This is a genomic window from Streptomyces sp. NPDC052020, from assembly GCF_040680575.1.
Lineage (GTDB): Bacteria > Actinomycetota > Actinomycetes > Streptomycetales > Streptomycetaceae > Streptomyces.
This window is the reverse complement of the sequence record NZ_JBFAWY010000044.1, coordinates 25,587-52,522: the sequence shown is the minus strand read 5'-3', so window position 1 is coordinate 52,522 and position 26,936 is coordinate 25,587. Positions and strand designations below refer to the sequence as shown.

At 73.2% G+C, this 26,936-nt stretch carries 29 protein-coding genes and 1 pseudogene; 21 read left to right on the top strand and 9 right to left on the bottom strand.

Features of this window, described 5'->3' with window-relative positions; translation table 11 throughout:
- Positions 1 to 1,281 precede the first annotated feature (1,281 nt).
- The 8 genes and pseudogenes from AB0L74_RS30725 (at position 1,282) to AB0L74_RS30690 (ending at position 7,030) form a co-directional block, all read left to right on the top strand.
- Positions 1,282 to 2,331, top strand: coding sequence for a pentapeptide repeat-containing protein (locus AB0L74_RS30725; RefSeq protein ID WP_365659552.1), 1,050 nt, complete (start codon positions 1,282 to 1,284; stop codon positions 2,329 to 2,331).
- A 320-nt stretch (positions 2,332 to 2,651) separates the two neighbouring features.
- Positions 2,652 to 3,014, top strand: coding sequence for a DUF2089 domain-containing protein (locus AB0L74_RS30720; protein ID WP_365659550.1), 363 nt, complete (start codon positions 2,652 to 2,654; stop codon positions 3,012 to 3,014).
- Positions 3,014 to 3,274 carry a hypothetical protein gene (locus AB0L74_RS30715; protein ID WP_365659547.1) on the top strand — a complete coding sequence of 87 codons (261 nt, stop codon included), beginning with the start codon at positions 3,014 to 3,016 and terminating at the stop codon, positions 3,272 to 3,274. Before AB0L74_RS30720 ends, AB0L74_RS30715 begins: the two co-directional genes overlap by 1 nt.
- 19 nt (positions 3,275 to 3,293) lie before the next feature.
- Entirely contained in the window at positions 3,294 to 3,731 is a 438-nt protein-coding gene (locus AB0L74_RS30710) for a hypothetical protein (RefSeq protein WP_365659545.1), read from the top strand.
- Positions 3,732 to 4,096: 365 nt separating this feature from the next.
- Positions 4,097 to 5,082: pseudogene (locus AB0L74_RS30705) on the top strand (ATP-binding cassette domain-containing protein).
- Positions 5,079 to 5,843, top strand: a complete 765-nt coding sequence (locus AB0L74_RS30700; protein ID WP_365659542.1) for an ABC transporter permease — start codon at positions 5,079 to 5,081, stop codon at positions 5,841 to 5,843. The pseudogene AB0L74_RS30705 and the gene AB0L74_RS30700 overlap by 4 nt, the downstream one beginning before the upstream one ends.
- A gap of 144 nt (positions 5,844 to 5,987) precedes the next feature.
- The gene (locus AB0L74_RS30695; RefSeq protein WP_365659539.1) at positions 5,988 to 6,278 is read left to right on the top strand and encodes a GlsB/YeaQ/YmgE family stress response membrane protein; all 291 of its coding nucleotides are present in this window, start codon (positions 5,988 to 5,990) and stop codon (positions 6,276 to 6,278) included.
- A gap of 176 nt (positions 6,279 to 6,454) precedes the next feature.
- Positions 6,455 to 7,030: a DUF6328 family protein gene (locus AB0L74_RS30690; RefSeq protein ID WP_365659536.1), complete on the top strand. Its 576-nt coding sequence runs from the start codon at positions 6,455 to 6,457 to the stop codon at positions 7,028 to 7,030.
- A gap of 239 nt (positions 7,031 to 7,269) precedes the next feature.
- Here the strand turns inward: AB0L74_RS30690 and AB0L74_RS30685 are convergent, their stop codons facing one another.
- Complete coding sequence (locus tag AB0L74_RS30685; RefSeq protein WP_365659533.1) at positions 7,270 to 8,091, bottom strand: ATP-binding cassette domain-containing protein; 822 nt, start codon at positions 8,089 to 8,091, stop codon at positions 7,270 to 7,272.
- A 355-nt stretch (positions 8,092 to 8,446) separates the two neighbouring features.
- Here AB0L74_RS30685 and AB0L74_RS30680 point away from each other — a divergent pair, with 355 nt between their 5' ends.
- The 6 genes from AB0L74_RS30680 to AB0L74_RS30655 all read left to right on the top strand — a co-directional run bounded on the left by AB0L74_RS30680 (position 8,447) and on the right by AB0L74_RS30655 (position 12,495).
- The gene (locus AB0L74_RS30680; RefSeq protein WP_365659530.1) at positions 8,447 to 8,887 is read left to right on the top strand and encodes a hypothetical protein; all 441 of its coding nucleotides are present in this window, start codon (positions 8,447 to 8,449) and stop codon (positions 8,885 to 8,887) included.
- A 169-nt stretch (positions 8,888 to 9,056) separates the two neighbouring features.
- Positions 9,057 to 9,518: a hypothetical protein gene (locus AB0L74_RS30675; RefSeq protein ID WP_365659528.1), complete on the top strand. Its 462-nt coding sequence runs from the start codon at positions 9,057 to 9,059 to the stop codon at positions 9,516 to 9,518.
- A gap of 14 nt (positions 9,519 to 9,532) precedes the next feature.
- On the top strand, positions 9,533 to 9,892 hold the full coding sequence (locus AB0L74_RS30670) for a peptidoglycan-binding domain-containing protein (protein WP_365659525.1): 360 nt from the start codon (positions 9,533 to 9,535) through the stop codon (positions 9,890 to 9,892).
- 209 nt (positions 9,893 to 10,101) lie between these two features.
- Positions 10,102 to 11,103 (top strand): RICIN domain-containing protein, encoded by a 1,002-nt coding sequence (locus AB0L74_RS30665; RefSeq protein WP_365659522.1) that lies wholly within the window; start codon positions 10,102 to 10,104, stop codon positions 11,101 to 11,103.
- A gap of 185 nt (positions 11,104 to 11,288) precedes the next feature.
- Positions 11,289 to 11,861: a hypothetical protein gene (locus AB0L74_RS30660; protein ID WP_365659519.1), complete on the top strand. Its 573-nt coding sequence runs from the start codon at positions 11,289 to 11,291 to the stop codon at positions 11,859 to 11,861.
- A gap of 97 nt (positions 11,862 to 11,958) precedes the next feature.
- On the top strand, positions 11,959 to 12,495 hold the full coding sequence (locus AB0L74_RS30655) for an isochorismatase family cysteine hydrolase (RefSeq protein WP_365659517.1): 537 nt from the start codon (positions 11,959 to 11,961) through the stop codon (positions 12,493 to 12,495).
- Between the two features lie 33 nt (positions 12,496 to 12,528).
- On the opposite strand, the gene AB0L74_RS30650 is transcribed toward AB0L74_RS30655, so the two are convergent.
- The 6 genes from AB0L74_RS30650 to AB0L74_RS30625 form a co-directional block, all read right to left on the bottom strand.
- Positions 12,529 to 13,773 (bottom strand): MFS transporter, encoded by a 1,245-nt coding sequence (locus AB0L74_RS30650; RefSeq protein ID WP_365659514.1) that lies wholly within the window; start codon positions 13,771 to 13,773, stop codon positions 12,529 to 12,531.
- The gene (locus AB0L74_RS30645) at positions 13,770 to 14,345 is read right to left on the bottom strand and encodes a hypothetical protein (RefSeq protein WP_365659511.1); all 576 of its coding nucleotides are present in this window, start codon (positions 14,343 to 14,345) and stop codon (positions 13,770 to 13,772) included. The genes AB0L74_RS30650 and AB0L74_RS30645 overlap by 4 nt, the downstream gene beginning before the upstream one ends.
- Before the next feature lie 70 nt (positions 14,346 to 14,415).
- Positions 14,416 to 15,645: a hypothetical protein gene (locus AB0L74_RS30640; RefSeq protein ID WP_365659509.1), complete on the bottom strand. Its 1,230-nt coding sequence runs from the start codon at positions 15,643 to 15,645 to the stop codon at positions 14,416 to 14,418.
- A 94-nt stretch (positions 15,646 to 15,739) separates the two neighbouring features.
- Positions 15,740 to 15,892 carry a hypothetical protein gene (locus AB0L74_RS30635; RefSeq protein ID WP_365659506.1) on the bottom strand — a complete coding sequence of 51 codons (153 nt, stop codon included), beginning with the start codon at positions 15,890 to 15,892 and terminating at the stop codon, positions 15,740 to 15,742.
- Between the two features lie 359 nt (positions 15,893 to 16,251).
- Positions 16,252 to 16,917, bottom strand: coding sequence for a response regulator transcription factor (locus tag AB0L74_RS30630; RefSeq protein WP_365659503.1), 666 nt, complete (start codon positions 16,915 to 16,917; stop codon positions 16,252 to 16,254).
- Between the two features lie 5 nt (positions 16,918 to 16,922).
- The gene (locus tag AB0L74_RS30625) at positions 16,923 to 18,140 is read right to left on the bottom strand and encodes a histidine kinase (protein WP_365659500.1); all 1,218 of its coding nucleotides are present in this window, start codon (positions 18,138 to 18,140) and stop codon (positions 16,923 to 16,925) included.
- A 132-nt stretch (positions 18,141 to 18,272) separates the two neighbouring features.
- On the opposite strand from AB0L74_RS30625, the gene AB0L74_RS30620 reads away from it, so the two are divergent.
- Complete coding sequence (locus AB0L74_RS30620) at positions 18,273 to 19,196, top strand: ATP-binding cassette domain-containing protein (RefSeq protein WP_365659497.1); 924 nt, start codon at positions 18,273 to 18,275, stop codon at positions 19,194 to 19,196.
- Positions 19,197 to 19,199: 3 nt separating this feature from the next.
- Positions 19,200 to 19,937 (top strand): ABC transporter permease, encoded by a 738-nt coding sequence (locus tag AB0L74_RS30615; RefSeq protein ID WP_365659494.1) that lies wholly within the window; start codon positions 19,200 to 19,202, stop codon positions 19,935 to 19,937.
- Positions 19,938 to 20,157: 220 nt separating this feature from the next.
- On the opposite strand, the gene AB0L74_RS30610 is transcribed toward AB0L74_RS30615, so the two are convergent.
- Positions 20,158 to 20,742 (bottom strand): XRE family transcriptional regulator, encoded by a 585-nt coding sequence (locus tag AB0L74_RS30610; RefSeq protein WP_365659491.1) that lies wholly within the window; start codon positions 20,740 to 20,742, stop codon positions 20,158 to 20,160.
- A gap of 119 nt (positions 20,743 to 20,861) precedes the next feature.
- Here AB0L74_RS30610 and AB0L74_RS30605 point away from each other — a divergent pair, with 119 nt between their 5' ends.
- The 3 genes from AB0L74_RS30605 to AB0L74_RS30595 all read left to right on the top strand — a co-directional run bounded on the left by AB0L74_RS30605 (position 20,862) and on the right by AB0L74_RS30595 (position 23,157).
- Positions 20,862 to 21,698, top strand: coding sequence for an EamA family transporter (locus tag AB0L74_RS30605; RefSeq protein ID WP_365659488.1), 837 nt, complete (start codon positions 20,862 to 20,864; stop codon positions 21,696 to 21,698).
- A gap of 30 nt (positions 21,699 to 21,728) precedes the next feature.
- Complete coding sequence (locus tag AB0L74_RS30600; RefSeq protein ID WP_365659485.1) at positions 21,729 to 22,376, top strand: FMN-binding negative transcriptional regulator; 648 nt, start codon at positions 21,729 to 21,731, stop codon at positions 22,374 to 22,376.
- A 73-nt stretch (positions 22,377 to 22,449) separates the two neighbouring features.
- On the top strand, positions 22,450 to 23,157 hold the full coding sequence (locus tag AB0L74_RS30595) for a phenylalanine--tRNA ligase beta subunit-related protein (RefSeq protein WP_365659482.1): 708 nt from the start codon (positions 22,450 to 22,452) through the stop codon (positions 23,155 to 23,157).
- A 73-nt stretch (positions 23,158 to 23,230) separates the two neighbouring features.
- Here AB0L74_RS30595 and AB0L74_RS30590 read toward each other — a convergent pair whose 3' ends face one another.
- Complete coding sequence (locus AB0L74_RS30590; RefSeq protein ID WP_365659557.1) at positions 23,231 to 24,529, bottom strand: SGNH/GDSL hydrolase family protein; 1,299 nt, start codon at positions 24,527 to 24,529, stop codon at positions 23,231 to 23,233.
- Positions 24,530 to 24,850: 321 nt separating this feature from the next.
- Here AB0L74_RS30590 and pdhA point away from each other — a divergent pair, with 321 nt between their 5' ends.
- Together pdhA and AB0L74_RS30580 are read left to right on the top strand one after the other, a co-directional pair.
- Positions 24,851 to 25,930 carry a pyruvate dehydrogenase (acetyl-transferring) E1 component subunit alpha gene (pdhA, locus tag AB0L74_RS30585; RefSeq protein ID WP_365659479.1) on the top strand — a complete coding sequence of 360 codons (1,080 nt, stop codon included), beginning with the start codon at positions 24,851 to 24,853 and terminating at the stop codon, positions 25,928 to 25,930.
- Positions 25,931 to 25,932: 2 nt separating this feature from the next.
- Positions 25,933 to 26,913 (top strand): alpha-ketoacid dehydrogenase subunit beta, encoded by a 981-nt coding sequence (locus AB0L74_RS30580; RefSeq protein ID WP_365659476.1) that lies wholly within the window; start codon positions 25,933 to 25,935, stop codon positions 26,911 to 26,913.
- Positions 26,914 to 26,936: the final 23 nt, after the last annotated feature.

Genomic DNA, 26,936 nt, shown 5'->3' with positions numbered 1-26,936 from the left:
CCGCGGTGGGACGTGAAGTGGGGGGCGGGTCTGCGAGAGGAACGGGTGCTCAACACTGACTCCTTCTGCGCGGCCGCGGGTCGCGCGGCCAGTGGCCGGGCCGCTGCGCGGCGCCGGCCTCTCCTCGCCCTGTGCATCATCAGGCATCTTGTGTAGCGTCTGGGGTTCTGGGGTTTGGGCCCGCCCCCTCCGCTGCGCTGCGGGGGCGGGTGACGGTCCGTCCGCTCCGCTCCCGGACCGGGGCCCCTTCGGGGTCTGGCTGGTTACGAGGGAGGGGGGCGGGGTGGGTGGTCAACTGCCGGGACGGCTACAAGAGGTGATGTACATGTACCGATGGCGGATCGAGGCCACATCCCGTGCATCGTTTTGAGCGCTGTGTAGAGTCTGGAACCACAGCCCCCCTGCGGGCGTTCACGGGCCCGTCAACGCCCGGAACACGGGCGCGGCACACAGCACTCGCGGCCCTCCCCAGGCCGTGCGGGCGCAAAGGGAGGAACGAGGGGGCGCAGCGCTCTGACCTGCGAGTGCACCCGCCGCAGGCGTGATCCTGGCCGTGAACGACACCGCCCGGGCATCAGATCGGGTCAGTGCGGGGCGTTTGAGGCGCCGCGCCGGGGTGGCCGACTCCCGTGCGGGGCGGCTCGGCGGGCTCTGTAACCCACTGACAGCCTTTCGGATCCCGGCTGTAAACACAGGGCGGCCCCGGAACGGATTCTGTTCCGGGGCCGCCCTGTGGCATTCCGAATTACACGGACCGCTCCCGCTCCTTCTTCCGCCGATTAACAACCGTCGCGGACACCGGCATCGCAGCCCTCGTTGTCGAGTGCACGGCATCGCGGAGGCCCAGCCGAACGGTCTTCCGATCACGACCGACAAGTTCAGCGGTCTGGCTGAGCTTCAGACCATCGGGACCGGCGTCCCGGATCGCGGCCACTGCTTGTGAGAGCCAGACAGGCGTGGCCGTCCCGTCGTCGCTCTCGGCGGCACAGAACCTGATGCTGAGGGGGGTGACCAGGTATCAGGTCCTCAAGAAGGCCATGGTCTGCCAGGGGCTGACGGGCAGGATCTCACCCGCGAGGCTGCGGCGGGTGGTGCTGGCGGGCAGTCGTCGGCCCTGTTCGGTGTGGCTTGATCGTTTTCGCGGAGACGGCCTAGGCTCCCGTGTCCATGCGGACGGGGGAACCAGGTCAGGGCAGGTGGCCGTGGCGGGAGCGGCTGGTCGGGCGTCGTGTGGTCGGGGCGCTGGTCGGCGGGGTGGCGGGGCTGGCCGTACTGGGGGTGGTGTTCGTCGTGCTGCCGGGTGTCGTGGTCGACCGCGATCTGGCCGGGGTGAGCGTCGCTCCGCAGGACCGGTTGAAGGCGGTGAACGATGTCCGTACCGCGTTGCTCCAGGTGATCGGCGGTTTGGTGGTGCTCATCGGCGCGTACGCCACCTGGCGGCAGTTGCGGGTCAGCCAGGAGGGCCTGCGGCTCACCCAGGAGGGACACATCACCGACCGCTTCAGCCGGGCGGTCGATCAACTTGGCAGTGACACGCCGGATGTGCGTATCGGTGGCTTCCACGCTCTGCTGCGCATCGCGGAGCACTCGCCGCGTGACCGCGAGGCCGTCATCTCCCTCCAGGCCGCGTACCTGCGTACGCATCTGCCATGGCCGCCTGTCGGGCCGGATGCGCCGGCGGCGGACGTGCCCATCAACGACATCGCCCCGTTGGAAGTTCGTGTCCCCGATGCCCAAGTGGCACTGACCGGCCTCGGCATGCTCTGCGAGCGTCGCGAGCAGCGCTGGGTCAACCTCAGCGCCACCGATCTGCGCCGCGCTGACTGCGACGGGCTGGTGCTGCCCGAGGTCAACCTCGACCGCGCCTGCATGGAGGCCGCGGGCTTCTATCACGCCAACCTGACCCAGGCGTCCCTCGTCTCCGTCAACCTGCGGTACGCCGATTTCAAGACCGCGGTCCTGCGCCGGGCCCGCTGCGCCCTGGCCGACCTGCGGGGTGCGCGGCTGGTGGCGGCCGACCTGCGTGACGCCGATCTCACGGAGGCCGACCTGCGTGAGGCGAACCTGCGCAAGGGCGACGCCAGGGGCGCCGTGTTCCGCCGTGCCGACCTGCGCCTGGCCGACTTGCGGGGCGCCGACTTCAGCACGGCCGATCTCACGCAGGCACGCCTGGCCGGCGCCCTGGCCAGTGACCGTACGCGCTGGCCGGCCGGTTTCGACCCTTTGTCCCTGGGCGTCGTCGACGCCGAGGACCCCGGCCCCGAACCCCCTCCCCTGCTCCAGCCGCCGGGGATAACGGCACAGCATCCGCCGCTGCGTTCTCTGCCGTGACCCTAAGGCTCCGGTGAGGGCCTGATGCGGCACCTCCGGTTTCGCGGCACACGCCGCGGGGCGGGTGTCTCGGCCAAAAGGGGGGGTGTCGTACGACCGGCGGCCGAGTCCGTCGACATCGTGATCGCGGTGATCTGGGGAGGGCCGGGCCCCTGCCTGGCGCAGGCGGGGTGGAGACTCGTCCGGTCTCACGGGCGGTAGTGCGCCTTGCCACTCTTCAAAGTCGAAATTGAAAAAGTTAAGGTGCACACGTTCTGTTCTTAAAAAACTCAAGATACAAATGAGTGGCGGGCTCGTTGTCGAGAGTGAGGGAGCCGAAGGTGGACTGGCAGGAGCTGACGGACCTGACGCAGGGACAGCCGTTCACGGTCGAGCGAGTCCGTCTCGTCGGCAGCGGGGTCGCGATCGAGGGACAGTTCGTTCCGCCGAAGCTGGCTCAACTCAGCTTCGACGACCAGGTGTTCGTCGCCGCGTTCGTCCGGTCGCACGGTTCGATCAAGGAGATGGAGCGGATCTTCGGGGTGAGCTACCCGACGGTCAAGTCCCGCCTGAAGCGCATCGCCGAGCACGTCGACTTCGTCGACACCGACCCGGCGCCCACCGGCGCCGCCGATGTCGTCGACCGCCTGCGGCGCGGGGAGATCAGCGCTCAGGAGGCGCTGGCGGAGCTGGAGGGCTCCTGATGGTCCCGCAACTGGTGACGGTGCGCTATCGCCGCGCCGGCGGCCGCAAGCGGCGCCTGTCCGTCCCTGTCGTGCCGGTCCTGCTGGTGCTGTCACCGCTGCTGCTGCTCGCCGTGCCGGCCGGAGTGGTCGCCTGCCTGGCCGCCCGGATCAGCCCGATGGGCGCGCTGCGCGGCACCGGGCGGCTGCTGTGGGCGCTGCCCGGCACCCGGTTCGAGATCGAGGACGACCGCGCGGTCTTCCAGATAAGCGTCAGATGACCCGGAGAGGAAGAGCGACATGAACGAGCAGCGCCGGCAGGTCCTGCGGATGCTGTCCGAAGGCAAGATCACCGCCGAGGAGGCCGAGCGGCTGATCGACGCTCTCGACCGCGAGCAGTCCGAGCCCCCGCCGGGAGCCGCGCCCCGCCCGAAGACCCGCCCCAAGTACCTGCGCGTGGTGGTGGACGCGGCGGACGGCTCCAGCGCCGGCGGGGACGGGGCGAGCCGGGTCAACATCCGGATCCCGCTCCAGCTGCTGCGCGCCGGGGTCCGGCTCGCGAGCCTCCTCCCGCCGCGGGCCCTGGCCAAGGTCAACGAGGAGCTGAACAGGTCGGGGGTGCCCATCGACCTCGGCGAGCTCAAGCCGCAGCACCTGGAGGACCTCGTCGATCATCTCGACGAGGTCACCGTCGACGTCGACGACCCCGAAGCCAAGGTGCGGGTGTACTGCGAGTGACACCGCCACGGCGCCGTACGCCCTCCGGGGCCACGGCGCCGGGCTGCCGGCCGGAAGGACGGCGGCCACGGGCTCTCGGCCCGTTCCGGCGGACGGGGAGAATCCACGGACCCCGGACGCATACGCCCCCGGCCGGGCGGACCGCGCCCAGGCCGTTCACCGGCCGGCACAGCGCGGTCCCCGGCCGCACCGAGGCGGCCGGTGGCACACACCGGGTGACCCGCGGGCCGGCACCACCGCCCGGCTCCGCCCCGCTCCCCCTTTCTTCCTTCCTCTCTCTCCCCCCTGCCTCTCCTGCTCCCCGACTCGCCTTTCCCGCCCGTCAGTTCAGACTCCGCATGGGAGGACTCATGCCTTTATCTGTCATGCCCGCATCACGGCGGAACGGTGATCCGCAGTCGCCCGCCGCCATCTGCGCCGCGGGTCTGCGCAAGTCCTACGGCGGCAAGACCGTCCTCGACGGCATCGATCTGCGCGTCCCGGCCGGTTCGGTCTTCGCGCTGCTCGGTCCCAACGGCGCCGGGAAGACCACCGCCGTGCAGATCCTGTCCACCCTCATCCCCCCGACGGCGGCGAGGCCCGGGTCGCGGGCCACGACATCGCGGCATCGCCCGGCGGGGTGCGGGCCGCGATCGGTGTGACCGGGCAGTTCTCCGCCGTCGACGCCCTGATCACCGGCGAGGAGAACATGCTCCTCATGGCCGGCCTGCACCACCTCTCCAAGCAGGAGAGGAGCCGGGTGACCGCCGAACTCCTGGAGCGCTTCGGCCTGCTGGAGGCCGCCAAGAAGCCCGCCACCACCTACTCCGGCGGCATGAAGCGCCGCCTCGACATCGCCATGACCCTGGTCGGCAACCCGCGGATCATCTTCCTCGACGAGCCGGCCACCGGCCTCGACCCGCGCTCGCGCCACACCATGTGGCAGATCATCCGCGAGCTGGTCTCCGACGGTGTCACCGTCTTCCTCACCACCCAGTACCTGGAGGAGGCCGACGAACTCGCCGACCGCATCGCGGTGCTGGACAACGGCAAGATCGCCGCCGAGGGCACCGCCGAGGAACTCAAGCGGCTCGTGCCCGGCGGACACGTCCGGCTCCGTTTCACCGACCCGGGCGCCTACCAGAGCGCCGCCACCGCGCTGCGCGAGGTGACGCGCGACGACGCATCCCTCACGTTGCGGATCCCCAGCGGCGGCAGCCAGCGCGAACTGCGCTCCCTCCTCGACCGGCTGGACTTGGCCGGCATCGAGGCCGACGAACTGACCGTCCACACCCCCGACCTGGACGACGTGTTCTTCGCCCTGACCGGCGGCGCCAACGTCTCCGGCCAGGCCGAGGAGGCCGTCCGATGAGCTCCCTCGCCCTGGCCGTGCGCGACTCGTCCACGATGGTGCGGCGCAACCTGCTGCATGTGCGGCGCTACCCGTCGATGACGCTGAATCTGCTGCTCACGCCGATCATGATGCTGCTGCTCTTCGTCTACGTCTTCGGTGACGTGATGAGCGCGGGCATCGGCGGCGGCGCGGACCGCTCCGGCTACATCGCCTACCTCGTCCCGGGCCTGCTGGTGCTGACCATCGGCAGCACCGTGATCGGGGCCGCGGTGTCCGTCTCCATGGACATGACCCAGGGCCTCACCGCCCGCTTCCGGACGATGGCGATCTACCGGGGTTCGCTGCTCGTCGGGCACGTCGTGGGCAGCGTCCTGCGAGTGCTCGCCGGCGTGGCCCTGGTCGGCGCCGTCGCCGCGGCCATCGGCTTCCGCTCCGCCGACGCCACAGCCGTGGAGTGGATGGCGGCCGTCGGGCTGCTCACGCTGTTCGCCCTGGCGCTCACCTGGATCGCGGTCGGGATGGGCATGGCCGTCCCCAACCCCGAGGCGGCCGGCAACCTGGCCATGCCGCTGGTCCTCCTCCCGCTCGTCTCGAGCGCCTTCATCCCGGCCGGCACGATGCCGGGCTGGTTCCAGCCGATCGCCGAGTACCAGCCGTTCACCCCGGCCATCGAGACCCTGCGCGGCCTGCTGCTGGGCACCGAGATCGCCTGGTGCCTGGTCCTGACCGTGCTCGGCCACCGCTGGTCGCAGGCGTTGTTCAACCGCGGCCCGAAGTAGGCGAGACAACCGCGGCGGACCGGTGGCGCGACGCGGCCGGGACGGGCCCGTAAGAATTGCGATTGAAAAGGGACGTTTGTTCGGGCCTGGACGGTATAGACGGTGAGCTGAGACAACCGTTGGACGACGAGACGGAGACGCACCATGGGCATCATCGCCTGGATCATCATCGGCCTGCTCGCCGGTGCCATCGCCAAGGCCCTCATGCCGGGCAAGGACCCCGGCGGCATCATCATCACCATGCTCATCGGCATCGCCGGCGGCCTGCTCGGCGGGTGGCTCGGCAAGGTGATCTTCGGCGTCGACTCCGTGGACGGGTTCTTCGAACTCTCCACCTGGATCGCCGCCATCGTCGGCTCCCTCATCCTGCTCGCCCTGTACCGCCTCATCGCCGGCAACCGGCACGCGCACCGGCACACGCACCGGCACGCGTAACCCGCCGGCGCCGTGCGCGTCCGGACGCCTCTGAACGGCTCCCGCCCTGGTTCGCAGGGGGGAGCCGTCGGCGTACCGGACCACCGCCCCGGACCGGCCCCGGGTACCCGGGGCCGGTACCCGCATGGAAAGGGCGCGAGCGGGGCACGTGCTCTCCCTGGGATTCGGAGGAAGCCATGACCATGACGGAGCGGCCGGCCGAGCTGACGAAGGAAGACACCGCCTGCTGCACGCACCACCACGACCACGACCGGGGACCCGGTGACGAAGCGCCGGAGACGGCGCGTGAACGGGTCAACCGCCGCTGGAACGAGGTCCTGCAAGAGACACGGGTCACCCAGACGGGCGTGCAGATCCTCTTCGGGTTCCTGCTCAGTGTCGCTTTCACCCCGCTGTTCCGGGAGTTGGAGACGTTCGACCGTGTCGTCTACGTCACCACCGTGGTGCTCGGCGCGGCGGCCACGGGATCGCTCATAGCGCCCGTCTCCCTCCACCGCTTCCTGTCCGGTCAGCGCATGAAGGACGAGGTGGTGGAGGCCGCCTGCCGCCTGATGATGTGCGGCATGGTCTTCCTCGCGCTGACCATCGGCTGCACACTCCTGCTCATCCTGCGTGTGGTGATTCCGGGCGTCCTGGCCGAAGTGCTCGTCGGCGGGGTCATGCTGTGGTTCGCCCTGTGCTGGTACGTGCTGCCGCTGTGCCTGCGGCACCGCGCCGCCCGGCGCTCCCGCACCGACGGCACGGACGACTGAACGGCCCGGTCACAGGGCGATACACCTAGTGCCGCAGGCAGGCAACGTCTGCCCATCAAGGAGCGGCGTCCGGTGCGTGCTCTGGGGCCCCCGGCCGAAGGCCGGGGGGAGTGCCGGCCGGAAGCCCTCGTACCGGACGTACTCGGGCTTTCGGCCGGTGCGGCGAGCGGGGGCCCCTGCTCGAAGAGCCTGGGAGAGCGTGCCGGGCGCCGCGGCGGCGAACGCTGCCCGCCGCGGCACTAGCGGCCCGAGCGGGCGTACCAACGGCCGTCGTGGCGGGCGACGTGAACGGGACGCCCGAAGCAGGACGTCATGTTGTCCGGTGTGAGGACGTGGCCGACCGGGCCGGATGCCAGCGTGCGGCCTTCTTTGAGCAGGAAGGCGTGCGTGGTGCTGGGCGGGAGCTCCTCCAGGTGGTGGGTGACCGTGACGGTGGCGAGGTCGCCCCGGCCGGCTGCCAGCCGGTGCAGCGCGTCCACGAGGTCCTCGCGCGAGGGCAGGTCGAGGGCGTTGAACGGCTCGTCGAGCAGGAGCAGCGACGGATCGGCCATCAGAGCACGGCTGATCAGGACGCGGGCGCGCTGGCCGCCGGAGCAGTCGCCGAAACGGCGGTCGGCGAGCTCCTTGCACCCCAGCTCGCCGAGCAGGGCGTGGGCGCGCTCGCGAGTGGCGGTGTCGTACCTCCCCCACAGCGGCTGCACGGTCCCGGTCGCCCCGGTGAGGACGACGGTGTGGGCGGTGGCGTCCAGCGGGACTTCCTGGGCGGCGGAGACCAGGCCGATGCGTGCGCGCAGCTCGCGCATGTCGACCCGGCCGAGGCGGTGGCCGAGAACCTCGACCGTGCCGGCCGTGGGGTACATGACCGCTCCGACGAGCCGGAGCAGGGTGGTCTTGCCGGCTCCGTTGGGACCGAGGAGCGCCCAGTGCTCACCGGGCCGGACGGTCCAGTTGACGCCGTCGAGGACGGTCTCCTGTCCCGTGGTGCGGCGATGGACCGCCACGTCCGTCAAGGCGACGACGGCACGCGGCTCCTGGGCTTCCTCTACAGCGGCTTGGGTCACATGGGCACGATAGTGCGGAAGCCGGCGGCCCGCGGAGCCGTCCGGCAAGGCGCCGTCCAGGGCCCGCCGGGGGCGCCGCGGTCTGCCGCCGGGGTGGCGCGCCGCGTCTGCGGGGCGGGGTGCCGGCGCGGTGCGCTGGGCCGCCGCCGCGTCCCGTCCCGCTGCGGCCTGGCGTCAGTACCACGTCACCGCCGCGTCAGTTTTCCCTGTCACCGTACCCTCGCGGGCCCGGAAGCGCGCCGGCGGCCGAAGGCGGCCCGCCGGGTGCCCTGACGGTCCGCGCCCGCTCCACCGGCCCTTGCCATCGCGGCAGCACGGCCGTCCAGTCCCGGCCCGGCAGTGAGGAGTACGGACGATGATCGACGGCTTCCGGCGGGAGGCGCGCCGCCTCGCGGCGTCGGTGGTGGCGTCGGCTCTGGCGTGCTGCGCGGTCGCCGTGGCACCGGCCGCCTCCGCCGCCGAAACGGCCGAGTGCGGGCTGCGGCCCGCCGAGCAGCACCGCGACTGGACCGGGATGGACTTCACCGGCGATCTGTGGTGCGAGCTCCAGCCGGGCTTCGTGCGCATCCAGTCGCGTTCCACCAGTCCGGTGGTCGGCAGGATGCTGTACTCCCCGAGCTGGTTCGTGTGCTGGAAGCGGGGCAGCGACTACCTCGGCAGCGATATCTGGTACTACACCCAGGGCGACCAGGTGCTGACCCGGCCCGTGACGAAGGCATGGGGCTACATGCCCGCCGTCGCCGTCAAGGCGCCCGCCCCGGAGTCCACGGGCCTCGCCAAGTGCCCTTGGTCCTGAGGTCTTTCGTTCGGATCAGGCCGGATCGGGGAGCGTGGCCCGGTGCCGTGCGCCGCGAGGCGGAGGAGGGCGGGGCGCCATGGCGCAGCCGTGGCAGCCGTCGGCAACGCGGCCAGGCGCGGTGCCGCACCCCGCGGCGCCGGCATCGACACGAGGAGAGGGTCCACAGATGCACATCTCGACACCGGGCGCCGGGCGGCGCCGGAGGGCCGCCGTCGCGGCGGCCGCCGGGGCGCTGCTGGCGGGCACGGTCCTCGCCTCGCCCGCCCAGGCCGCGGCGACGGCCACGACGTGCGGCATGCGCGAGGGGCTCAGCATGCGCGACTCCGTGGGCAACGTCTTCAGCAGGGCTCTGTACTGCGACAACCTGCCGTCCGATGTCTACGCCAGGGCCGCGTTCGACGCTCCCCTCACCGGCTGGCTCGTCCTGTCGCCCTCCTGGTTCACCTGTTACACCAACGGCCCGAAGGACACCCAGGGAAACACCGTCTGGTACTACACCCAAGGCGATCAGGTGGGCGAGATGCCCCGGATCAAAGGGTGGGGGACCGTTCCCGCCGAGGTGGTGCAGGTGCCCGCCGGCGCGGCCCATCCCTACCCGGCGGATCTGCCCCGGTGTCCGTGGTACTGACGAGGAGACCATCCATGCGCATCCGATCCGGGTCTTGGCGTGCCGCTGCCGCCGCCCTGCTTGCCGTCGCTCTGGCCGGTGCCGCCCCGGGCGTCGCCGCGGCCCAGTCTCAGGCACCCGTCGCCACGGCCGCCGGCGAGTGGCGGCTGTGCCTGTACTTGGGCGGCCATCCGACGCTGCTGAAGGGCAGCACGGGAGAGGCGGTACGCCACCTCCAGTGCATCCTCAGCGAGGTCTACCGTTACCTCAACGTCTCGGTGAACGGTGTCTTCGACGAGGTCACCGAGGCCTCCGTCAAACATGTGCAGCAGCAGTTCAGCCTGCCCGTCACCGGGATCGTCGACGCGGCCACCTGGCAGGCGTTGCACCCGTGACCGGCCACCGCGGCCGCGCCCCGGCAGCGGCACGGCCATCGGTCACGGCAGCCCCGGCGACGGTGGCGAGCAGGCGCGGACACCAGCCCTGACCGCCTCGCGACGCTGACCCACGCGCCACGCACCGCGGACCGGGTCCGCGGTCATCTGCCCTCCCGCGCACCAGTGCCGTGCGCAGTCCTGCCCGTACGCACCTGAAGGAGCTGTCCATGCGAAGATCCCGTCTGCCTTTGCGCCACGCGTTCGCCGCCGCTTTCGCCGCCGCCCTCTTCTTCGCGGCGCCGGGCGCCCACGCCGCGCCGCGCCCCGCCGGGGCGGCAGTCGCCCAGGAGATCAACATCATCTCCACCCACAGCGGCATGTGCCTGGAGATCGGCACGCTGGCGGAGGGCGAGGCCGTACGGCAGCACCGCTGCGCGGGCCGGCCGGGGGCACAGTGGTATCTCCGGCCGTCCGCGGCGGGCAACGGGTCGGTGAACATCGTCAGCGCGTACAGCGGCAAGTGCCTCCAGGTGGCGGACTCCAGCCCGGCCAGCGGGGCGGCGGTGCGGCAGGGCGCCTGCGGCACCCAGACCGGCGCGAGCTTCGTCTTCGCGGACCTGGGTTCGGGCAGCGGTGCCGTCATCCAGCCGCTGACCGCCAGCCCCCGCAAGTGCCTGGAGGTCACGGACTCCTCCACCGCGGACGGAGCGGCGCTGCGGCAGTGGGACTGCGAGCGGCAGCCCGGTACCGGCTTCGCCCAGGGCCAGTTCAAGGGGCTGGCAGAGGGCTGGTCGACCATCCGCCCCGTCGGCGCTCCGGGCCTGTGCCTGACCGAGGGGCGTGCCCGCAGCGGTGCGTACGGCAGCGCTGTCGCCGTGCAGCGCCCCTGCGCCACGGCGACGCCCCCGCGCACCTACCTCCAGTCCGCGGGCAACGGCCTGTACCGCATCCAGTGGCACCACCCCGAGTTCGGTGTCGGCTGTCTCACCGTGATGAGCGGCGGGCCCGTGCCCGGGATGCTCGAACCCTGGGACGACTGCGCCAGGGCGACGCAGTTTCACGTGGAACCAGTCGATTCTCCCGTCTTCGGTGGTTACCGGTTCCGGGTCTCCGGCAGCAGCTTGTGCCTGGGCATCGTGAACGGTGAGACGGTGGCGGGCGCGGAAGCGGTGCAGGCCGCCTGCGCGGGCCGGGCCGACCAGGAGTTCTTCGTCGACCCGGCCGCGTGAGCCGCCTTGGCCGCCCCGGCGCGCGGCCAAGGCGGCGGCGTATCGGTGTCGCGGGCGGCACAGGCGTAACGGGCGCGCGTGGTCCGTGACCGCGAGTCATGTCGCGGCCGGGTGGAGGCTCGTGGCGGGCCGCATAATGACCTCAGCCGCGCACGAATCGCCCATGCCATCGCCTGGAGGGTGCCGTGACGTCACCCAGCCCGCCGCCGCGGCGGATCGCCCTGGTCGGTCCGGTCGCGTCCGGCAAGAGCACTTGGGCTGCCGCCGTCGCGGCCCATACCGGGCTGCCCCACATCGGCCTGGACGACCTGTTCTGGGGGCCGGCCTGGACCCCGGTCCCGGCCGCGGAGTTCCACATCCGGGTGCGGGAGGCACTGGCGGCCCAGGCGTGGATCGCGGACGGCAACTTCGGCGGCGCGGTCGCCGAGACGCTGCTGGCGCGGGCCGAGCTGGTGATATGGCTGGACCTGTCATTGCGTGTGTGCCTGCCCCGCCTGGTGGCCCGCTCATTGCGGCGGGCCGCCACCGGGCAGGAGCTGTTCGGGGGGAACCGTGAGACCTTCCGTCACCTGCTGGCCCGGGACTCGATCCTGTGGTCGGGTCCGGCCCACCATCACCGGGACCGGCGCCGCTGGGCGGCCCGCCTGGCCCGGGCCCGCGCCGCCGGTGCCCCGCCGCTGCGTCTGGGCAGTGCCTCGGCCATCGCCCCCGCCCTCGCCGCCCGCGGGCTCCTGCCCCCGGGGCGCCAGGACGCATGAGCCTGCCCCCGGCGGTCCCGGGAGCCGCGTCCGGTCAGCGCGGCCGCGCCCGGGCCACGGGTCGCTGGAACCCGGAGGGCGGGGAACCCTGGGGTGCATGAACAAGACCGCCCTCGTCGTCATCGACATGATCAATACGTACGACCACAAGGACGCCGAGCTGCTGATTCCTTCGGCCGCCGGGGTGGTGCCCGTCCTGACCGGCCTCATCGGGCGGGCCCGGGAGCGGGATGTCCCCGTCATCTACGTCAACGACAACTTCGGTGAGTGGCGCTCGCATCACGGAGAACTCCTCGACAAGGCCCTCGCCGGGCCGCACGCCGGCCTCGTCGAGCCGCTGCGGCCGGACGACTCGTCCCTCTTCGTGCTCAAGGCCCGCCACTCGATCTTCTTCGACACCCCGCTGGAGTACCTGCTCAGGCAGCAGGGGATCGACCGGCTCGTCCTGTGCGGTCAGGTCACCGAGCAGTGCGTGCTGTACTCGTCCCTCGACGCCCATATCCGCCACTTCGACGTCGTCGTCCCCCGGGACGCCGTCGCCCACATCCACCCCGACCTCGCGGACGCCGCCCTGCGCATGATGGAACGCAACATGGGAGCGCGCGTGTGCGGCAGCGACGAGCTGTGGGCCTGACACGACGCGGCGGGGTGCCGGGGAGGCCGGCTGTCAGCGGCGTGCGCCGCGCAGCGCCACCGCCGGGATCACCGCGAGGGCGAGGGCCCCGGCGGCCGCCGCCAGGACCGGGTAGCCGCCGCTGCCCACCACCAGGCCCGACGCCATGCCGCCTGTCGCGCCCGCCACGGACATCCCCACGTCCGCCAGGCCCTGTACCGCGGCGCGGTTCTCGGCGGGGGCGGCGTCCGTGATCAGGGCCGTGCCGCTGAGCAGGGCCAGGTTCCAGCCGATGCCGAGCAGGACGAGCGCGCAGGCCAGCAGGGGGACGGAGGCCGGCGGGGCGAGGCTCGCGAGCAGGCCGGCGCCCGGCAGGACGGCGCCGGCCGCGGCGGCGACCCGCCGCGCGCCGAGGCGGTCGGTGAGCAGGCCGCTCAGCGGTGACGGCAGGAACATGGCGCCCACGTGCAGGGCGATGACCAGGCCCACCGCCTGCGTGGTGTGTCCGTGGCCGTTCATGTGGACGGGCGTCATGGTCATCACGGCGATCATCACCAGCTGCCCGGTGATCATCACGGTGGCGCCGGTGATGAGGCCGGGGCGGGCGCGCAGCGGGCCGCGGGGCCCGGTGCCGGGCGCGGCGGCGGCCTCGCGGGGTGGTCCGGGCCGGGCCGGGGGCGGCGGGGTGGGGCGCGGCCCCATCAGCAGCACCAGGGCCGCGGCGGTGTAGGCGGCCGCCGCCAGCAGGAAGGGGCCCGCCAGGCGTGGAATGCCCCAGGTGTGGGCGAGGGTGCCGGTGGGGCCGACGAGGTTGGGGCCCGCGACCGCGCCCAGTGTCATGGCGAACAGCACGGTTCCGGCGGCCCGGCCGCGTCGCTCGGGCGGGGCGAGCTCGGCGCCCGCGTAGCGCGCGAGCAGCCCCGTGGCCGTGCCCGCCCCGTAGACGAAGAGGGCGGCCAGCACCACGAGGGGCAGGTGGGCGGCGGCTCCCGCGACCACGCCCGCGCTGCCCAGCGCGGCGATGCCGTTGCCGAGCGCGAGACCCGGGCGGCGCCCGAAGCGCTGGCAGACGCGCCCGAGGACGGCGGCTCCCAGGGCCGCGCCGATGGTGAACAGCGCGGCCGGCAGCCCGGCCAGGCCGGTCGAGCCGAGCAGGTCCTGGGCGAGCAGCGCGCCGACCGTGATGCCGGCCGCCATGCCGGCGCCGCCGAGCACCTGGGAGACGACGAGTACCGTCAGGGCGCGGCGCCGTGCCGGGGGGAGGTCCGCCGCCGTGGCCGGCGGCGCCGTCTGGGTCATGTGCGGTCCCGCGCCGTGGCCGCCGGGCCGCCGGGGGTCTGCGCGTCGCCGGCCAGGGCGGCTATCTCTCCCAGGGACAGGCCGAGTTCGTCGTGCAGGAACCGCACGATCGTCCAGTGCGGCAGGGCGTCGGCGTCGAACGGCCCGAACGCGGCCGTGTAGAGGGGGATCCAGCGCAGGGCCTGTTCGGCGGCGGCCTTTCGGCCGGGGGCTTGCTGGTAGGTGTCGTAGGAGATGCTCCGGTGGTGGATGAAGTGGCCGCCGGGCAGCCGCTGTTCGCACAGTTCGCGGTACTGGCGGGTCTGCAGGATGAGGTAGTGCCATATCTCGTCGATGTCCTGCTCGACGGGGAGGAAGAGGCCGCCGAGCCGGTCGGGGTGGCGGGAGACGAGGTAGAGGTAGCGCAGGCACTCGCGGACCTGGTGGCGGACGACGGCCGCGGACGGGGCGTGGGGCTTGGCCGTGAAGTGCCGTACCACTTCATCGTACAGGGCCGGGCCGAGCAGTTCCTCGGCGGTGGGCGCCGGTCCGGTGGCGGTGTCCGCGGGGGCGTGGGCTGCGGAGGCGGGCATGGGGCTCCTGTCGGGGGGCGTCGCCGGGCGCGCCGGGCCGGTGTCGTGCCCGGGGCCGGCCGGGGCGGGGTCAGGACGGGCCGGGTGCGGTGGTCAGCCAGGCGTATTTGCCGGAGCGGCCGATGGGGATGCCGGTGCGGTGTTCCACCTGGCAGGCGCGCCCGGTCAGGGCGCTGACGGTCGCGGCCAGTTCGGCCGCCAGGCCGGGTGCCGGCGGTACGTCGTCGAAGGTGGTGTACGCCAGCTCGCACGCGTCTTCGCCGGTCAGGCGCAGCTGGTGGAGGAAGACGCGGGTGCAGACGGCGGCGATTCGGGCGTCGAGGTCGGCCTGGGAGACGGGGCCCCGGGGGGTGGGCAGCAGTTCCTTCTCCCGTCCGCAGAAGGAGACGATGCGCTCCGGGTCGGTGCTGCCGTCGCGGGTGCGGACGCAGTCGCCGGACCGGTAGCGGACCAGCGGCATGTACGGGTTGCGGACGCTGGTGACGATGAGGCTGTGGATGCCGCTGCCCGGTTCCACCGGGATCAGCTCCACGCTCATGTCCTCCAGGTAGGGCCGGTAGCGGCCTTCGGCGTCGCTGTAGAAGAGGTAGCCGAGTTCGGTGCTGCCGAAGAGGTCGATGACGGGGCAGTCGAAGTGGGCGCGCAGGTAGGCGCGGACGTTCAGCGGCGTGTATTCGTAGGCGTGGACGATGCCGGCGGGGCGGGGGAAGCCGTCCCACAGGTCCCAGGCGGAGACTTTGCGGACCAGGTGCGCCAGGTGGTAGCCGGAGCAGTCGAGCAGGTACGCGCCGCCGGGATGGGCCGCGGCCGCCCGGCGGATCTCGGCGAGCATGCGCTCGACCTCGCCGCGGTCCCAGCCGGCCGGGTCCAGGCGGCGGTTGAGGTACAGCGTACGGTCGTCGAGCCAGCGTTCCCCGGGGGTCGCGCCGGGCTTGCGGGCGTTGACCCGGGTCACGTGCTCGGTGGCCAGGGCGGTGGTCAGGGAGACCCGCCGGGCGCCGTCGTGCCACGAGGGGCCGAGGTCGGGGTGCTCGCTCCACAGGCGGTAGTAGGAGCGGAGCAGGAAGTAGGGCGGCCGGATGAGCTGCATACGGGCGTGGTTGGTGCCGGTGGACAGCACGAACTCGGCTTGTCCCGTCTCCAGTGCGCGGGCCAGCGCGGGAGTCATCCAGTTGTCGGGGAAGCCCTGGGCGATCTGGGGTTTCTCCAGGATCGGGAAGTGGCCGCGCTCGAGGGAGGGGCGGTAGATCGGGATGTCGCGCACCTTGTCCAGGACGTCGGCACTGGGCTGGGGGCTCACGCGGGCTCTCCGGGCGGGGTCGGCGGCGAGGAAGCGGGCGGGGCGCGCCGGCGCGGCGTCGGCCGCGCCGGCGCGCGAGGGGGATGTCAGCGGGTCAGGAGATGCAGCCGCTCTTGGGGGCGGCGCTGATACAGCCGCTCTTGGGCGTGGCGCTGATGCACCCGTCCTTCGCGGCCTGGGCGGAGTTGGCGGCGACCCACTTGCGCCACACGGACTCCTGCGTCATGCGTTTGATGAGCTGCTCCATGGCGAAACCTCCTGAAAGGGAAGGGACCGGGCGTTTGCTCGTGAAAGGACGGGTTTGTGATGATCACCCATCGCCCTCGAAGGTAAAGAGATGGTCAATCAATCGTCAAGGGGAGGCTGATCAATTGACCTGAACCGCACCGCGGCGCGGCCGGCCGCCCGGGGCCGGGGCCGGAGGCCGTCGCCCGTGTTCCCGGCGCGCGCAGACGCCCCCGCCCCGGTCTGCCGGGGCGGGGGCGGCGCGCCGGAGGTGTCCGGATCCCGCACCGCCGGCGCCCCGGCGTCCGGGCGCCCCTGGGGGCCTGTCCCCTGGCCCGGCGGGGCCGTTGGGGCCGGGGGCCCGGTGGGGCCGTGGGGCCGCTACCGCCGCTCGTCCGCCCCCGCGGTGACGAAGCCCGACTCGTACGCCGTGATCACGGCCTGGACGCGGTCGCGCGCGCCGAGTTTGGCCAGTACCGCGCTCACGTGGGTCTTCACCGTCTCGGTGCCCAGGTGCAGTTCGGCGGCGATCTCCGCGTTGGTCAGGCCGCGTGCGACCAGCCGCAGCACCTGGCCCTCGCGTTCGGTGAGCGCGGCCTTCGCCAGTGCGCGCCGCGCCGGCTCGTTGCCGTGCGCGGCGGCCAGGGAGCGCAGGGCGGGCGGCAGGAGCAGTGACTCGCCCTCGGCGGCGATCCGCACCGCGTGCACGATCTCGGCGGGCCGGGCGCGCTTGAGCAGGAACCCGCCGGCGCCGGCGCGCAGCGCCCCGTAGACGTACTCGTCCTCCTCGAAGGTGGTGATGACGAGGATCCTCGGCGGGTCGGGGACCGTCCGCAGCACGGCCCGGGTCGCCTCGATGCCGTCCATCAGCGGCATGCGCACGTCCATGGCGACGACGTCCGGCCTCGTCTTCGCCACCAGGGGGATGACGGCCGCGCCGTCCGCCGCCTCGCCGACGACCTCGATGTCGGGCTGTGCCTCCAGGATGGCGCGCAGCCCGGCGCGTACGAGCGCGTCGTCGTCGACGAGCAGGACGGTGATCGGCATGCCGGTCACTGTAGTGGCAGGGTGACGTGCACCCGCCAGAACCCGTCGTGGGGTCCGTAGGCGGCCGCGCCGCCGAGCAGGACGGCACGCTCGCGCAGCCCGCGCAGCCCGGAGCCGCCGCCGCGGTGGCCGCCGGACCCGGCCGGCCGCTTGTTGCGCACCTCCAGTTCCAGCCGGCCGCCGAGGGCTTCGACGCGCACGGTGACCGGCACCGGGCCCGCGTGCCGCAGCACGTTGGTGAGGCACTCCTGCAGCATGCGGTAGCCCTCGCGGGAGACCGGCCCGGGTACGGCGCCGAGGTCCCCGGTGATCCGGGTGGTCACCTCGGCCCCGGCCCCGCGCGCCGATTCCACCAGCCGCCCGGCGTGCGCGAGCGTGGGCCGCCGCGCCGCCGGGCCGGCGTCCTCGCGCAACAGCCGGAGCACCCGGTCCAGTTCGGACAGCGCCTCGCGCCCGGTGTCCTCGATGGCGGCCAGGGCCCGCTCGGTGAACTCCGGTGTCCCGGCCGCGCGTGCCGCGCCCGCCTGCACCACGGCGAGGGTGAGCGCGTGCCCGATGGTGTCGTGCAGTTCGCGGGCGAGCCGGGTGCGCTCCAGCAACCGCTCGGTGCGCTCTTCCAGTTCCGCCAGCCGTTCCGCCGGGGAGGGGCCCAGCAGCCGGGGTGCGAGGCCGGCCATCAGGGCGCCGGACCCCCGCACGAGGGCGGCCAGCGCGGCGGCGGTCACCGGGGCCAGCAGCGGGTACCACCACTGCCATCGCCCGGGCAGCGGCATGGGAGCGGGCCCGAACGGCGGCCACAGCGACGGCATCACCAGGCCCAGCGTCAGGACGACACCGTGGAAGGTGAGGGCGGTGACCGTGAAGCCGAGCCACAGGCGCAGGGTCAGCCACACGAAGACGCGCCACCGGTCGGTCCACGAGGCCGAGGGCGAACCGGCGATCGTGGGCACCGGATGCTCCCCTGGTGCCCGCGGCCCGGGGTAGAGCAGCAGCCGTGCCTGCACCGTCTCGGCGACCCGGGTGCCGGGGACGAGCGCGGCGAGCGCGAGGAGCGGGAGCGGCAGGAAGAGCAGCAGCAGCCACATGCCCGCGCTGGGGTCCTCGAGGCCCGGGAAGATCCCCCCGACCAGCACGGCGGCCACCGCGCCCAGGAACAGGTGCAGCCACCGGGTGTAGGTGACCGCGCGCGACATCGGCTCCAGCAGCCGGTGGAGACGCTTCATGGGGACCATGATCCCAGCGGGGGCGGGGCGGCCGCCTCCCTCGCGCGGGGCGGCCCTCTCCCCCGCGCGGGGGAGGGCGTTCCCTTCGCCGGGGGAAGCGGGGACCCGTCCCCGGGCGGCACCGTCGTCACCATGACAGCCATCGACGTGAAGGGCCTGACCAAGGTCTACGGGCAGGTGCGCGCGGTCGACCGCCTCACCTTCTCCGTCCGGCCCGGCCAGGTCACCGGGTTCCTCGGCCCCAACGGAGCGGGCAAGTCCACCACCATGCGCCTCATCCTGGGCCTGGACCGCCCCAGTTCCGGCACGGCGACGGTCGGCGGCCACCCGTTCACGCGGCTGGAGGAGCCGCTGCGGCATGCGGGCGCCCTCCTCGACGCCCAGGCGCCACACGGTTCCCGTACCGCCCGCGGCCATCTTCTGGCACTGGCCGCCAGCAACCGCATCCCCGGCCGGCGGGTGGAGGAGGTCCTGGAACTGGCGGGCATCGCGAGCGCGGCCTCCCGCCGGGTGAAGACGTTCTCCCTCGGCATGCGCCAGCGCCTCGGCATCGCCGCGGCCCTGCTCGGCGATCCCCGGGTGCTGCTGCTCGACGAGCCGTCCAACGGCCTCGATCCCGAGGGCATCATCTGGATCCGCGAACTGCTGCGCCGTCTCGCGCGGGAGGGCCGCACCGTGCTGGTCTCCAGCCATCTGATGGGCGAGACGGCTTCCTTCGCCGACCACCTGATCATCCTGGGGCGGGGCCGGCTGCTGGCGGACACCCCGACCAAGGACTTCATCGCGGCCCGCGTCAGGCCGCGGACCCGCGTCCGTACGACGGAGCCCGCACGGCTGCGCCAGGTGCTGCTGCGGCACGGTCACACCCCCGTCGAGTCGGACGGCGGGTGCCTGCTGGTCGACGGCGCCGAGACCGACGCCATCGGCCCGCTGGCCGCCCGGGAGGGCATCGCCCTCCTCGAACTCGCCGCCGAGGAGGCCACGCTGGAGCAGGCGTACCTCGACCTGACCGCCGCCGTCACCGAATTCACCGCACGCACCCGGCAGGAGGCCTGAACCATGTCCCCCGCAGCCGTACTCCGCTCCGAGTGGATCAAGATCAGGACCCTGCGCGGAACCGTGTGGTCGCTGGCGGCCGTCTTCCTGCTGACGGCCGGCTTCGCCGTCGCGGGCAACGCGGCGACCGGCGACTCCGAGGTGGGCAGCCCCGGCTTCGACGCGCTCTTCTCCGTCTTCATCGGCCTCAACCTGGGCCAGATCGCGGCGGTCTCCTTCGGCACGATGGCCGTGTCGTCCGAGTACCAGGGCGGAGCCATCCGCGCCTCGCTGACGGCGGTGCCCCGGCGGGGCCTGTTCTACGCGGCGAAGCTCGCGAACGTGGCGGGCCTGGCACTGGCGACGGGACTGGTGACGACGTTCGTGTCGTTCCTGGGCGGCAGCGCCTTCCTGGGCGACGCGGCGCTGAGCCCGGGCGACGGGGACGCGCTGCGCGCCTGCCTGGGCGGGGCGGTCTACCTCGCGCTGATGGCGCTCTTCGCGGCCGGCCTGACGGCGGTGCTGCGCAGCGGCCTCGCCGTGCTCAGCATCCTGATCCCGTTCATCCTCGTCGTCTCCCTGGTCCTGGGCGAGACGTCGGGGTCCGTCGCCGCCTACCTCCCCGACCGCGCCGGGCAGCAGGTCCTGTACGCGAACCCGCCGGGCGACCTGGCGCCGCTGGCGGGTCTGGCGGTGACGGCGCTGTGGACGGCCGCCGCGGTGCTGGCGGGATGGTGGTCGCTCAGGCGCAGGGACGCCTGAGCCCCGCGGGCGGCCGCAGGGCGCGGGCCGCGGCACCACCGCCGCGGGCCCGCAGAACCCGCGGGCTCCTCCCGGACCGCGGGCGCGGCCGGTGAGCGAAACGGGCCGCCCGGCGCGCAGAGCGGCATCCCCCCTCGGGGGACCGGGCCACCCGGCGCGCAGAGCGCCATCCCCCCTCGGGGGACCGGGCCGCCCGGGGGTGCGCGCGGCCGGCCGCGGGTCAGCTGGCGGGCACGGGGCCGGGCGGCAGGTGGACGGTCATGATCAGGTGGCAGGTCTCGTCGCCGCAGCCGCGGTAGGTGTGGGGGGCGTCGCCGTCGAAGGTGGCGGTCTGCCCGGCCGCCACGAGGTGCTCGGCGCCGTCGACGACCAGGGTCATCCGCCCGGCGGTGACGCTGACGGTCTCGACGACGCCGGCCTGGTGGGGATGGCTCGGGTACTCCTCGCCGGGCTCCAGCCGCCAGCGCCACACCTCGACCGGGGCGGGGCCCGAGGTCGTCAGCATGAGCCGGGCCTCGCTGCCCCGCTCCCCCGCCCACAGCGGCATCACGGCGTCCGCGGACACGACGCGGACCCGGCCTTCGGCCGGCCCCTCCATCAGGGCGGACACCGAGATCCCGAGGGTGTCGGCGAGGCGGACCAGGGTGGCGAAGTTCGGGTTGCCCTGGGCTTTCTCCAGCCCCACCAGGGCCCCCTTGCTGACCCTGGCCCGGCGGCCCAGTTCGTCCAGGGACAGGCCCGCGCGGGTACGGGCCGCCCTGACGTTGTGCGCGAGCGTGCGCAGAGCCGCCTCGGTCTCGGCCATCCGGTCACCATCCCTCACACCTGGGCCACTGGAATGTACCGCGCGGTCGTTTGGTTGACACCAGGCGGTCGTTTGGATGTACGTTTCAGTCGTTCCGTTGACATAGTAAGGGATGTACCGTGATCGCTCTGCTGCTGGCCCTGGGCAGCTCGCTCGCCTACGGATGCGCCGACTTCCTCGGCGGCCTCGGCGCCCGGAAGGCCCACGTGCTGCGCACCGTGATGGTCGCCGCCCCGGCCAGCCTGGCGGTGGAGCTGCTGCTGTGGCCCGTGCTCGGCGCCTCGTTCGGCCCCGCCGCCCTGGGCTGGGGCGCCGCCTCCGGCGTCGCCTCGGCCGCCGCGTTCGCCCTGCTCTACAAGACCCTGGCCATCGGCCCGATGAACGTGCTGTCGCCGGTGACCGCGCTGGTGTCCGCCGCGCTGCCCGTCGGCGTGGGCCTGTTCCAGGGCGAGCGCCTGGGCATGGCCGGCCTGCTGGGCCTGCCGCTCGCGCTCCTCGCGGTGGTGCTGGTCAGCGCCGGGCACGGCGCGGGCGCCGCGCGGCCGTCGCGGACGGCGCTGCTGCTGGCCTTCGGCGCGGGCGCCGCCATCGCCCTCCAGCTGGTCTTCCTGCACCAGGCGCCCGCCGGCAGCGGCGTGGCCCCGCTGATCATCGGCAGGGCGGTCTCCTCGGCGGTCACCCTGGGCGCGGCCGGGATCCTGCACCGCAGGCTCGGCCCCGACAGGCCCGCCTACGCCCTGTCGGCCGCCGCCGGTGTGCTGGACTCGCTGGCGAACCTGCTGTTCCTGCTCGCCGCCCGCGGCGGGGACCTCACCGTCGTCGCCGTGATCACCGCCCTGTACCCGGCCGGGACGGTCCTGCTCGCCCGCGGCGTGCTGGCCGAACGCATCCACCGCGGCCAGCTCGCCGGCCTGGGCACCGCCGCCGTCGCGGTCGGTCTTCTCGCCCTCACCTGAACCACCGCACCGCCCCGCAAGGAGACACCCATGTTCATCCAGCCCTGGGACGCCGCCCTGGACGACACCGAGTGGCGGGCCTGGATCGCCGAGGGCCACGACTTCGGCCAGCTCAGCGTCAACGGCCTGCCCGGCCACCCGCCCGCCGTCGTCCCCACCCACTTCACGTGCGACGGCGACCACCTCCTGGTCCACCTCGCCCGCCCCAACCCGGTCTGGAAGGCGATCGAGCACGACCCCGCCGTCACCTTCACCGTCATCGGCGATTACGCCTTCGTCCCCGGCCCCTGGCGCGCCGGGCCCGGCACCCCGCCCGCCGAAGGCGTCCCCACCAGCTACTACGCGGCCGTCCAGTTCACCTGCCGCGCCCACATCGTCGACGATCCCGAGGCCAAGGCCGACCTGCTGCGCCGCCAGCTCGCCCACTTCCAGCCCGACGGCGACCACGCGCCCGTCGCCGCCGGCCGGCCGCCCTACGGCCGGATGCTGCCCGGCATCCGTGGCCTGCGGCTGGAAGTGACCGAAGTGCGGGCCAAGTTCAAGTACGACGACCACAAACCCGTCGAACACCGCGCCGCCGTCGCCGACCGCCTCACCGCACGGGGCCAGGCCCTCGACGTGCCCGCCGCACACCGGCAGCGCCGCCGCCTGGACCGCCTCGGCCCCTGGCGGCCCTGACCCCCTGCCCCCCTCCCCCACCCGCCTCAGTCTTCACCTGCCTGCACCCGCACCGGAACGGAAGAACCCCGCCATGACCGCCTTCCGCATCAGCCCCGCCGTCGCCGACGCCTTCCCCGGCACCCTCATCGCCCTGGTCACCGCCACCGGCCTGCGCGGCCACGAGCCCTGGCCCCACACCACCGCCGCCCTGGAACGGCTGGAGCGGCAGCTCGCCGACGGCTCCTGGCGGCCCGCCGACGAGGCCGACCCCCGCATCGAGGCCTGGCACACCGCCTACCGCTCCTTCGGCACCAACCCCCGCCGCATCCGCCCCAGCGTCGACGCGCTCGGCCGCCGCATGGCCAAGAAGGGCTCGCTGCCGCGCATCAACCCCGCCGTCGACTCCTACAACGCCGTCTCCGTCCGCCACGGCCTGCCCGCCGGCGCCTTCGACCTCGACCACGTCACCGGCGACGTCGACATCCGGTACGCGGACGGCACCGAGGAGTTCACCCCGCTCGGCGAACCCGGCACCGTGGAGAACCCCAAGCCCGGCGAGATCGTCTACGCCGACACCACCGGCGTCCTGACCCGCCACTGGAACCACCGCGACGCCCACCGCACCCGCGTCACCGAGGACTCCGCCCGCGTCGTCTTCGCCCTCGAAACCCTCGACGCCTCCCGCGACGGGCATCTGCTCAAGACGGCCGCGGAGGAACTGCGGGACCTGCTCGCCCCGCACACCGGCCAGACCGCCGTGCACTACCTCGGCCCGCGGCAGCCCCGGGCCACCGTCTGAGCCGCCGGCCGCCCGGCCGCGCCGCGCCGGGGCGATACCGCGCGGCGCGGCACGGCCAGGGGGCCGCGGCCGGTCAGCGGAACAGCCCGGCCGGAACCGCGCGTGCCAGGGCGGCGTAGCCGGCGGGGTTGAGGTGGAGGTGGTCGCCCTCGTCGTAGAGCGGGTGCAGACGGGCCGGGGCGTCCGGGTCGCGGACGGCCCGGTCGAAGTCGATGACCGCGTCGAAGGTGCCGCTGGTGCGGATCCAGTCGTTGACCCGCTGCCGGGCCGCCTCGCGCACGCCGCCCGGGTCGTCGTACATCTGGTTCCGGCCGAACGGGGTGAGGGTGGCGCCGTAGACGCGCAGGCCCTGGGCGTGGGCGCGGGTGACGATCTGCCGGTAGGCGACGATCAGGTCGGCGGCGGTGCGCCGCTGGGCGGCCTCGGTGGCCTGCGCGGTGCCCAGGTCGTTGACGCCCTCGAAGACCAGCAGCCACCGTGCCCCGCTCCGGGCGAGGACGTCCCGGTCCAGGCGGGCCAGCACGTTCGGGCCGAGCCCGTCGTTGAGGACGCGGTTGCCGCCGGCCGCCTGGTTCACGACGGCGACGTGCGCGGTGGGCGCCGTGGCCGCCAGGCGGTCCTGGAGCAGGTCGGGCCAGCGGTTGTTGGCGTTGGTGGTCGAGCCGCGCCCGTCGGTGAGGGAGTCGCCGAGCATGACGGCGGCCGCGGCGCGCGGGTGGGCCCAGGTCTCGGCGCCGCTGAGGAAGTACCAGTGGTCGACCCCGGTGGCGCCCGGCAGATCGGTGGCGGTGGTGTGATCGCCCTTGATCAGGTACGAGGTGGTGCGCGATCCGGGGTGCGAGGTGATGGACGTCGACGCCTGCCCGTCGGCGAGGTACACCGTCACCGTCAGGTTGGTCCGGGCCGGCACCTTCATGTGCACCGGGTCGGAGACCATCTGCGCGCCCGTGGGCACCACGGCCGAGGGCCGTCCCCCGAAGGTGACCGGCCGGGACGTCCCCGGCTCGATCCGCGCCACGCCCGCGGCGCCGCCGGCGGGCAGCGCCACCGAGACCCGGGTGATGGGCAGCGCCGCGCCGCCGAAGGCGTTGGAGAAGCGCAGGCGCAGCCGGTCGCCCGCGATCGTGGTGCGGATGGTCTGCCGCACGGTGCTGTCGTCGAGGACCAGCTCGTCCCCGGTGAACGGGGCGGGCGGCATGTTGTGAGGCTCGGTCAGCTGCGGCATGGACGTCCAGGTGTCCACCCAGTGGGCACCGCCGGGCGCCGCTCCCGGACCGGCGGCGCTCCCAGCACTGCTCCCGGGGGCGCCGAGGGCCGAGACGGTGGTGGTGACGGCGACGGCCGCACCGGCGACCGCGGCCGTGCGCACCACCGGCGCGGCCTTCTTCACGAGCCGGGCCAGCGCCCGGCGGGATCTTTCGAGTACGGAGGTCATGGGGTTCCCCACGTCGCGGCTTGCGCGTTCCCGCGCCGGGGCCGGTAAGCGGCGCGGAGAACGCCGTCGAAACTTGCCGACTGCGGCCCGAATGTTTCCGCGAGGAACCTACGGAGCGAGCGGGTGGGAGTCAACAAGCGGGCACGGACCGGGGCGGGCCGGTGTCAGCTTCAGAACCCTTCAAGTGGGACTCCACGCGTTCACGCCACGCTCTGGATGAGGGCCGTAGCGGTCCTCACGGCTTGCAAGGAGGCTCGCGTGACAACGGGAACCGTGCAGTTCCTGACCCACGAAGGGGAGTTGACCTCCCATCCGGACCACGAGGCCGAGATCTCACCGGACGGCCTGCGGAAGCTGTACCACGACATGGCGTGGAGCCGCCGGATGGACGCCGAGGCCGTCACCCTCCAGCGTCAGGGCGAGCTGGGGCTGTGGCCGTCCCTGCTGGGGCAGGAGGCCGCCCAGATCGGCGCCGGCCACGCCCTGGGCGCGGCGGACTACGTCTTTCCCAGCTACCGCGACCACGGCATCGCCCTGTGCCGCGGCGTCGACCCGCTGGACCTGCTGCGCATGTTCCGCGGCGTCAGCAACGGCGGCTGGGACCCGGCGGAGAAGAACTTCCACCTCTACACCCTGGTCATCGGGTCGCAGGTGCTGCACGCCACCGGGTACGCGATGGGCCTGGCCAAGGACGGCACGGCGGGTGCCGTCCTGACCTGTTTCGGCGACGGCGCCACCAGCCAGGGCGACGTCAGCGAGGCGTTCAACTTCGCGGCCGTCTACCACGCCCCCATCGTGTTCTTCTGCCAGAACAACCAGTGGGCCATCTCCGAGGCCAACGAACGCCAGACCCGGGTTCCTCTCCACCAGCGCGCCGACGGCTTCGGCTTCCCCGGTGTCCGCGTCGACGGCAACGACGTACTGGCCTGCCTGGCCGTCACCAAGTGGGCTCTGGAGCGGGCGCGGTCGGGTGAGGGCCCCACCCTCATCGAGGCGTTCACCTACCGGATGGGCGCGCACACCACCTCCGACGATCCGCTGCGCTACCGGGACGGCGAGGAGGTCGCGTACTGGAACCTGCGGGACCCGCTGGCCCGCCTGCGGACCCTCATGGAAGCCAGGGGCTGGGCCGACGGCGCCTACTTCGACTCGGTCGCGGCGCGGTGCGAGGAGAAGGCCCTGGACCTGCGCGGCCGGCTGCGCGCCACCCCCGATCCCGATCCCGGGGACATCTTCGCCCATGTCCACGCCGACGGGCACGCCCTGGTCGACGAGGAACGCGCCCGCTTCGCCGCCTACCAGGCCACGTTCGCGGACGCGGCCGGAAGGGACGAGTGAGCATGACCGTACAGAAGCTGCCCATGGTCAAGGCGATCAACGAGTCGCTGCGCCGTGCCCTGGCGGCCGGCCCCAAGGTCCTGGTGATGGGCGAGGACGTCGGCAGGCTCGGCGGTGTCTTCCGGGTCACGGACGGCCTGCAAAAGGAGTTCGGCGACGAACGCGTGCTGGACACGCCGCTGGCGGAGTCCGGCATCGTCGGCACCGCCATCGGTCTCGCCCTGCGCGGTTACCGCCCCGTCGTGGAGATCCAGTTCGACGGGTTCGTCTTCCCCGCCTACGACCAGATCGTCACCCAGCTGGCGAAGATGCGGGCCCGCTCGCTGGGGAAGGTGAAGCTGCCCGTCGTCATCCGCATCCCCTACGGCGGCGGCATCGGCGCCGTGGAGCACCACTCCGAGTCGCCGGAGGCCCTGTTCGCGCATGTGGCGGGCCTGAAGGTGGTGACACCGTCGAACGCCGGCGACGCCTACTGGATGATGCAGCAGGCCGTCACCGGCGACGACCCGGTGATCTTCTTCGAGCCCAAGCGGCGGTACTGGGACAAGGGCGACGTCGACCCCGGCGCCGCCCCCCTCCCCCTGCACCGCGCGGTCGTGGCACGCCCGGGCCAGGACCTGACGCTGGCCGCCTACGGGCCGATGGTCAAGGTGTGCCTGGACGCGGCGCGGGCGGCCGCCGAGGAAGGCCGGTCGCTGGAGGTGCTCGACCTGCGCTCGCTGTCCCCGCTCGACTTCGACACCCTGCAGACCTCCGTGGAGAAGACCCGCCGGCTGGTGACCGTGCACGAAGCGCCGGTGTTCTTCGGCGCCGGCGCGGAGATCGCCGCCCGCGTCACCGAACGCAGCTTCTACCACCTGGAAGCCCCCGTCCTGCGGGTCGGCGGATACCACTCCCCCTATCCGCCGTCCCGGCTGGAGGACACCTACCTGCCCGACCTCGACCGGGTCCTGGACGCAGTCGACCGCGCTCTGGCGTACTGAGAGGAGAGTCCAGCTGTGGTTCG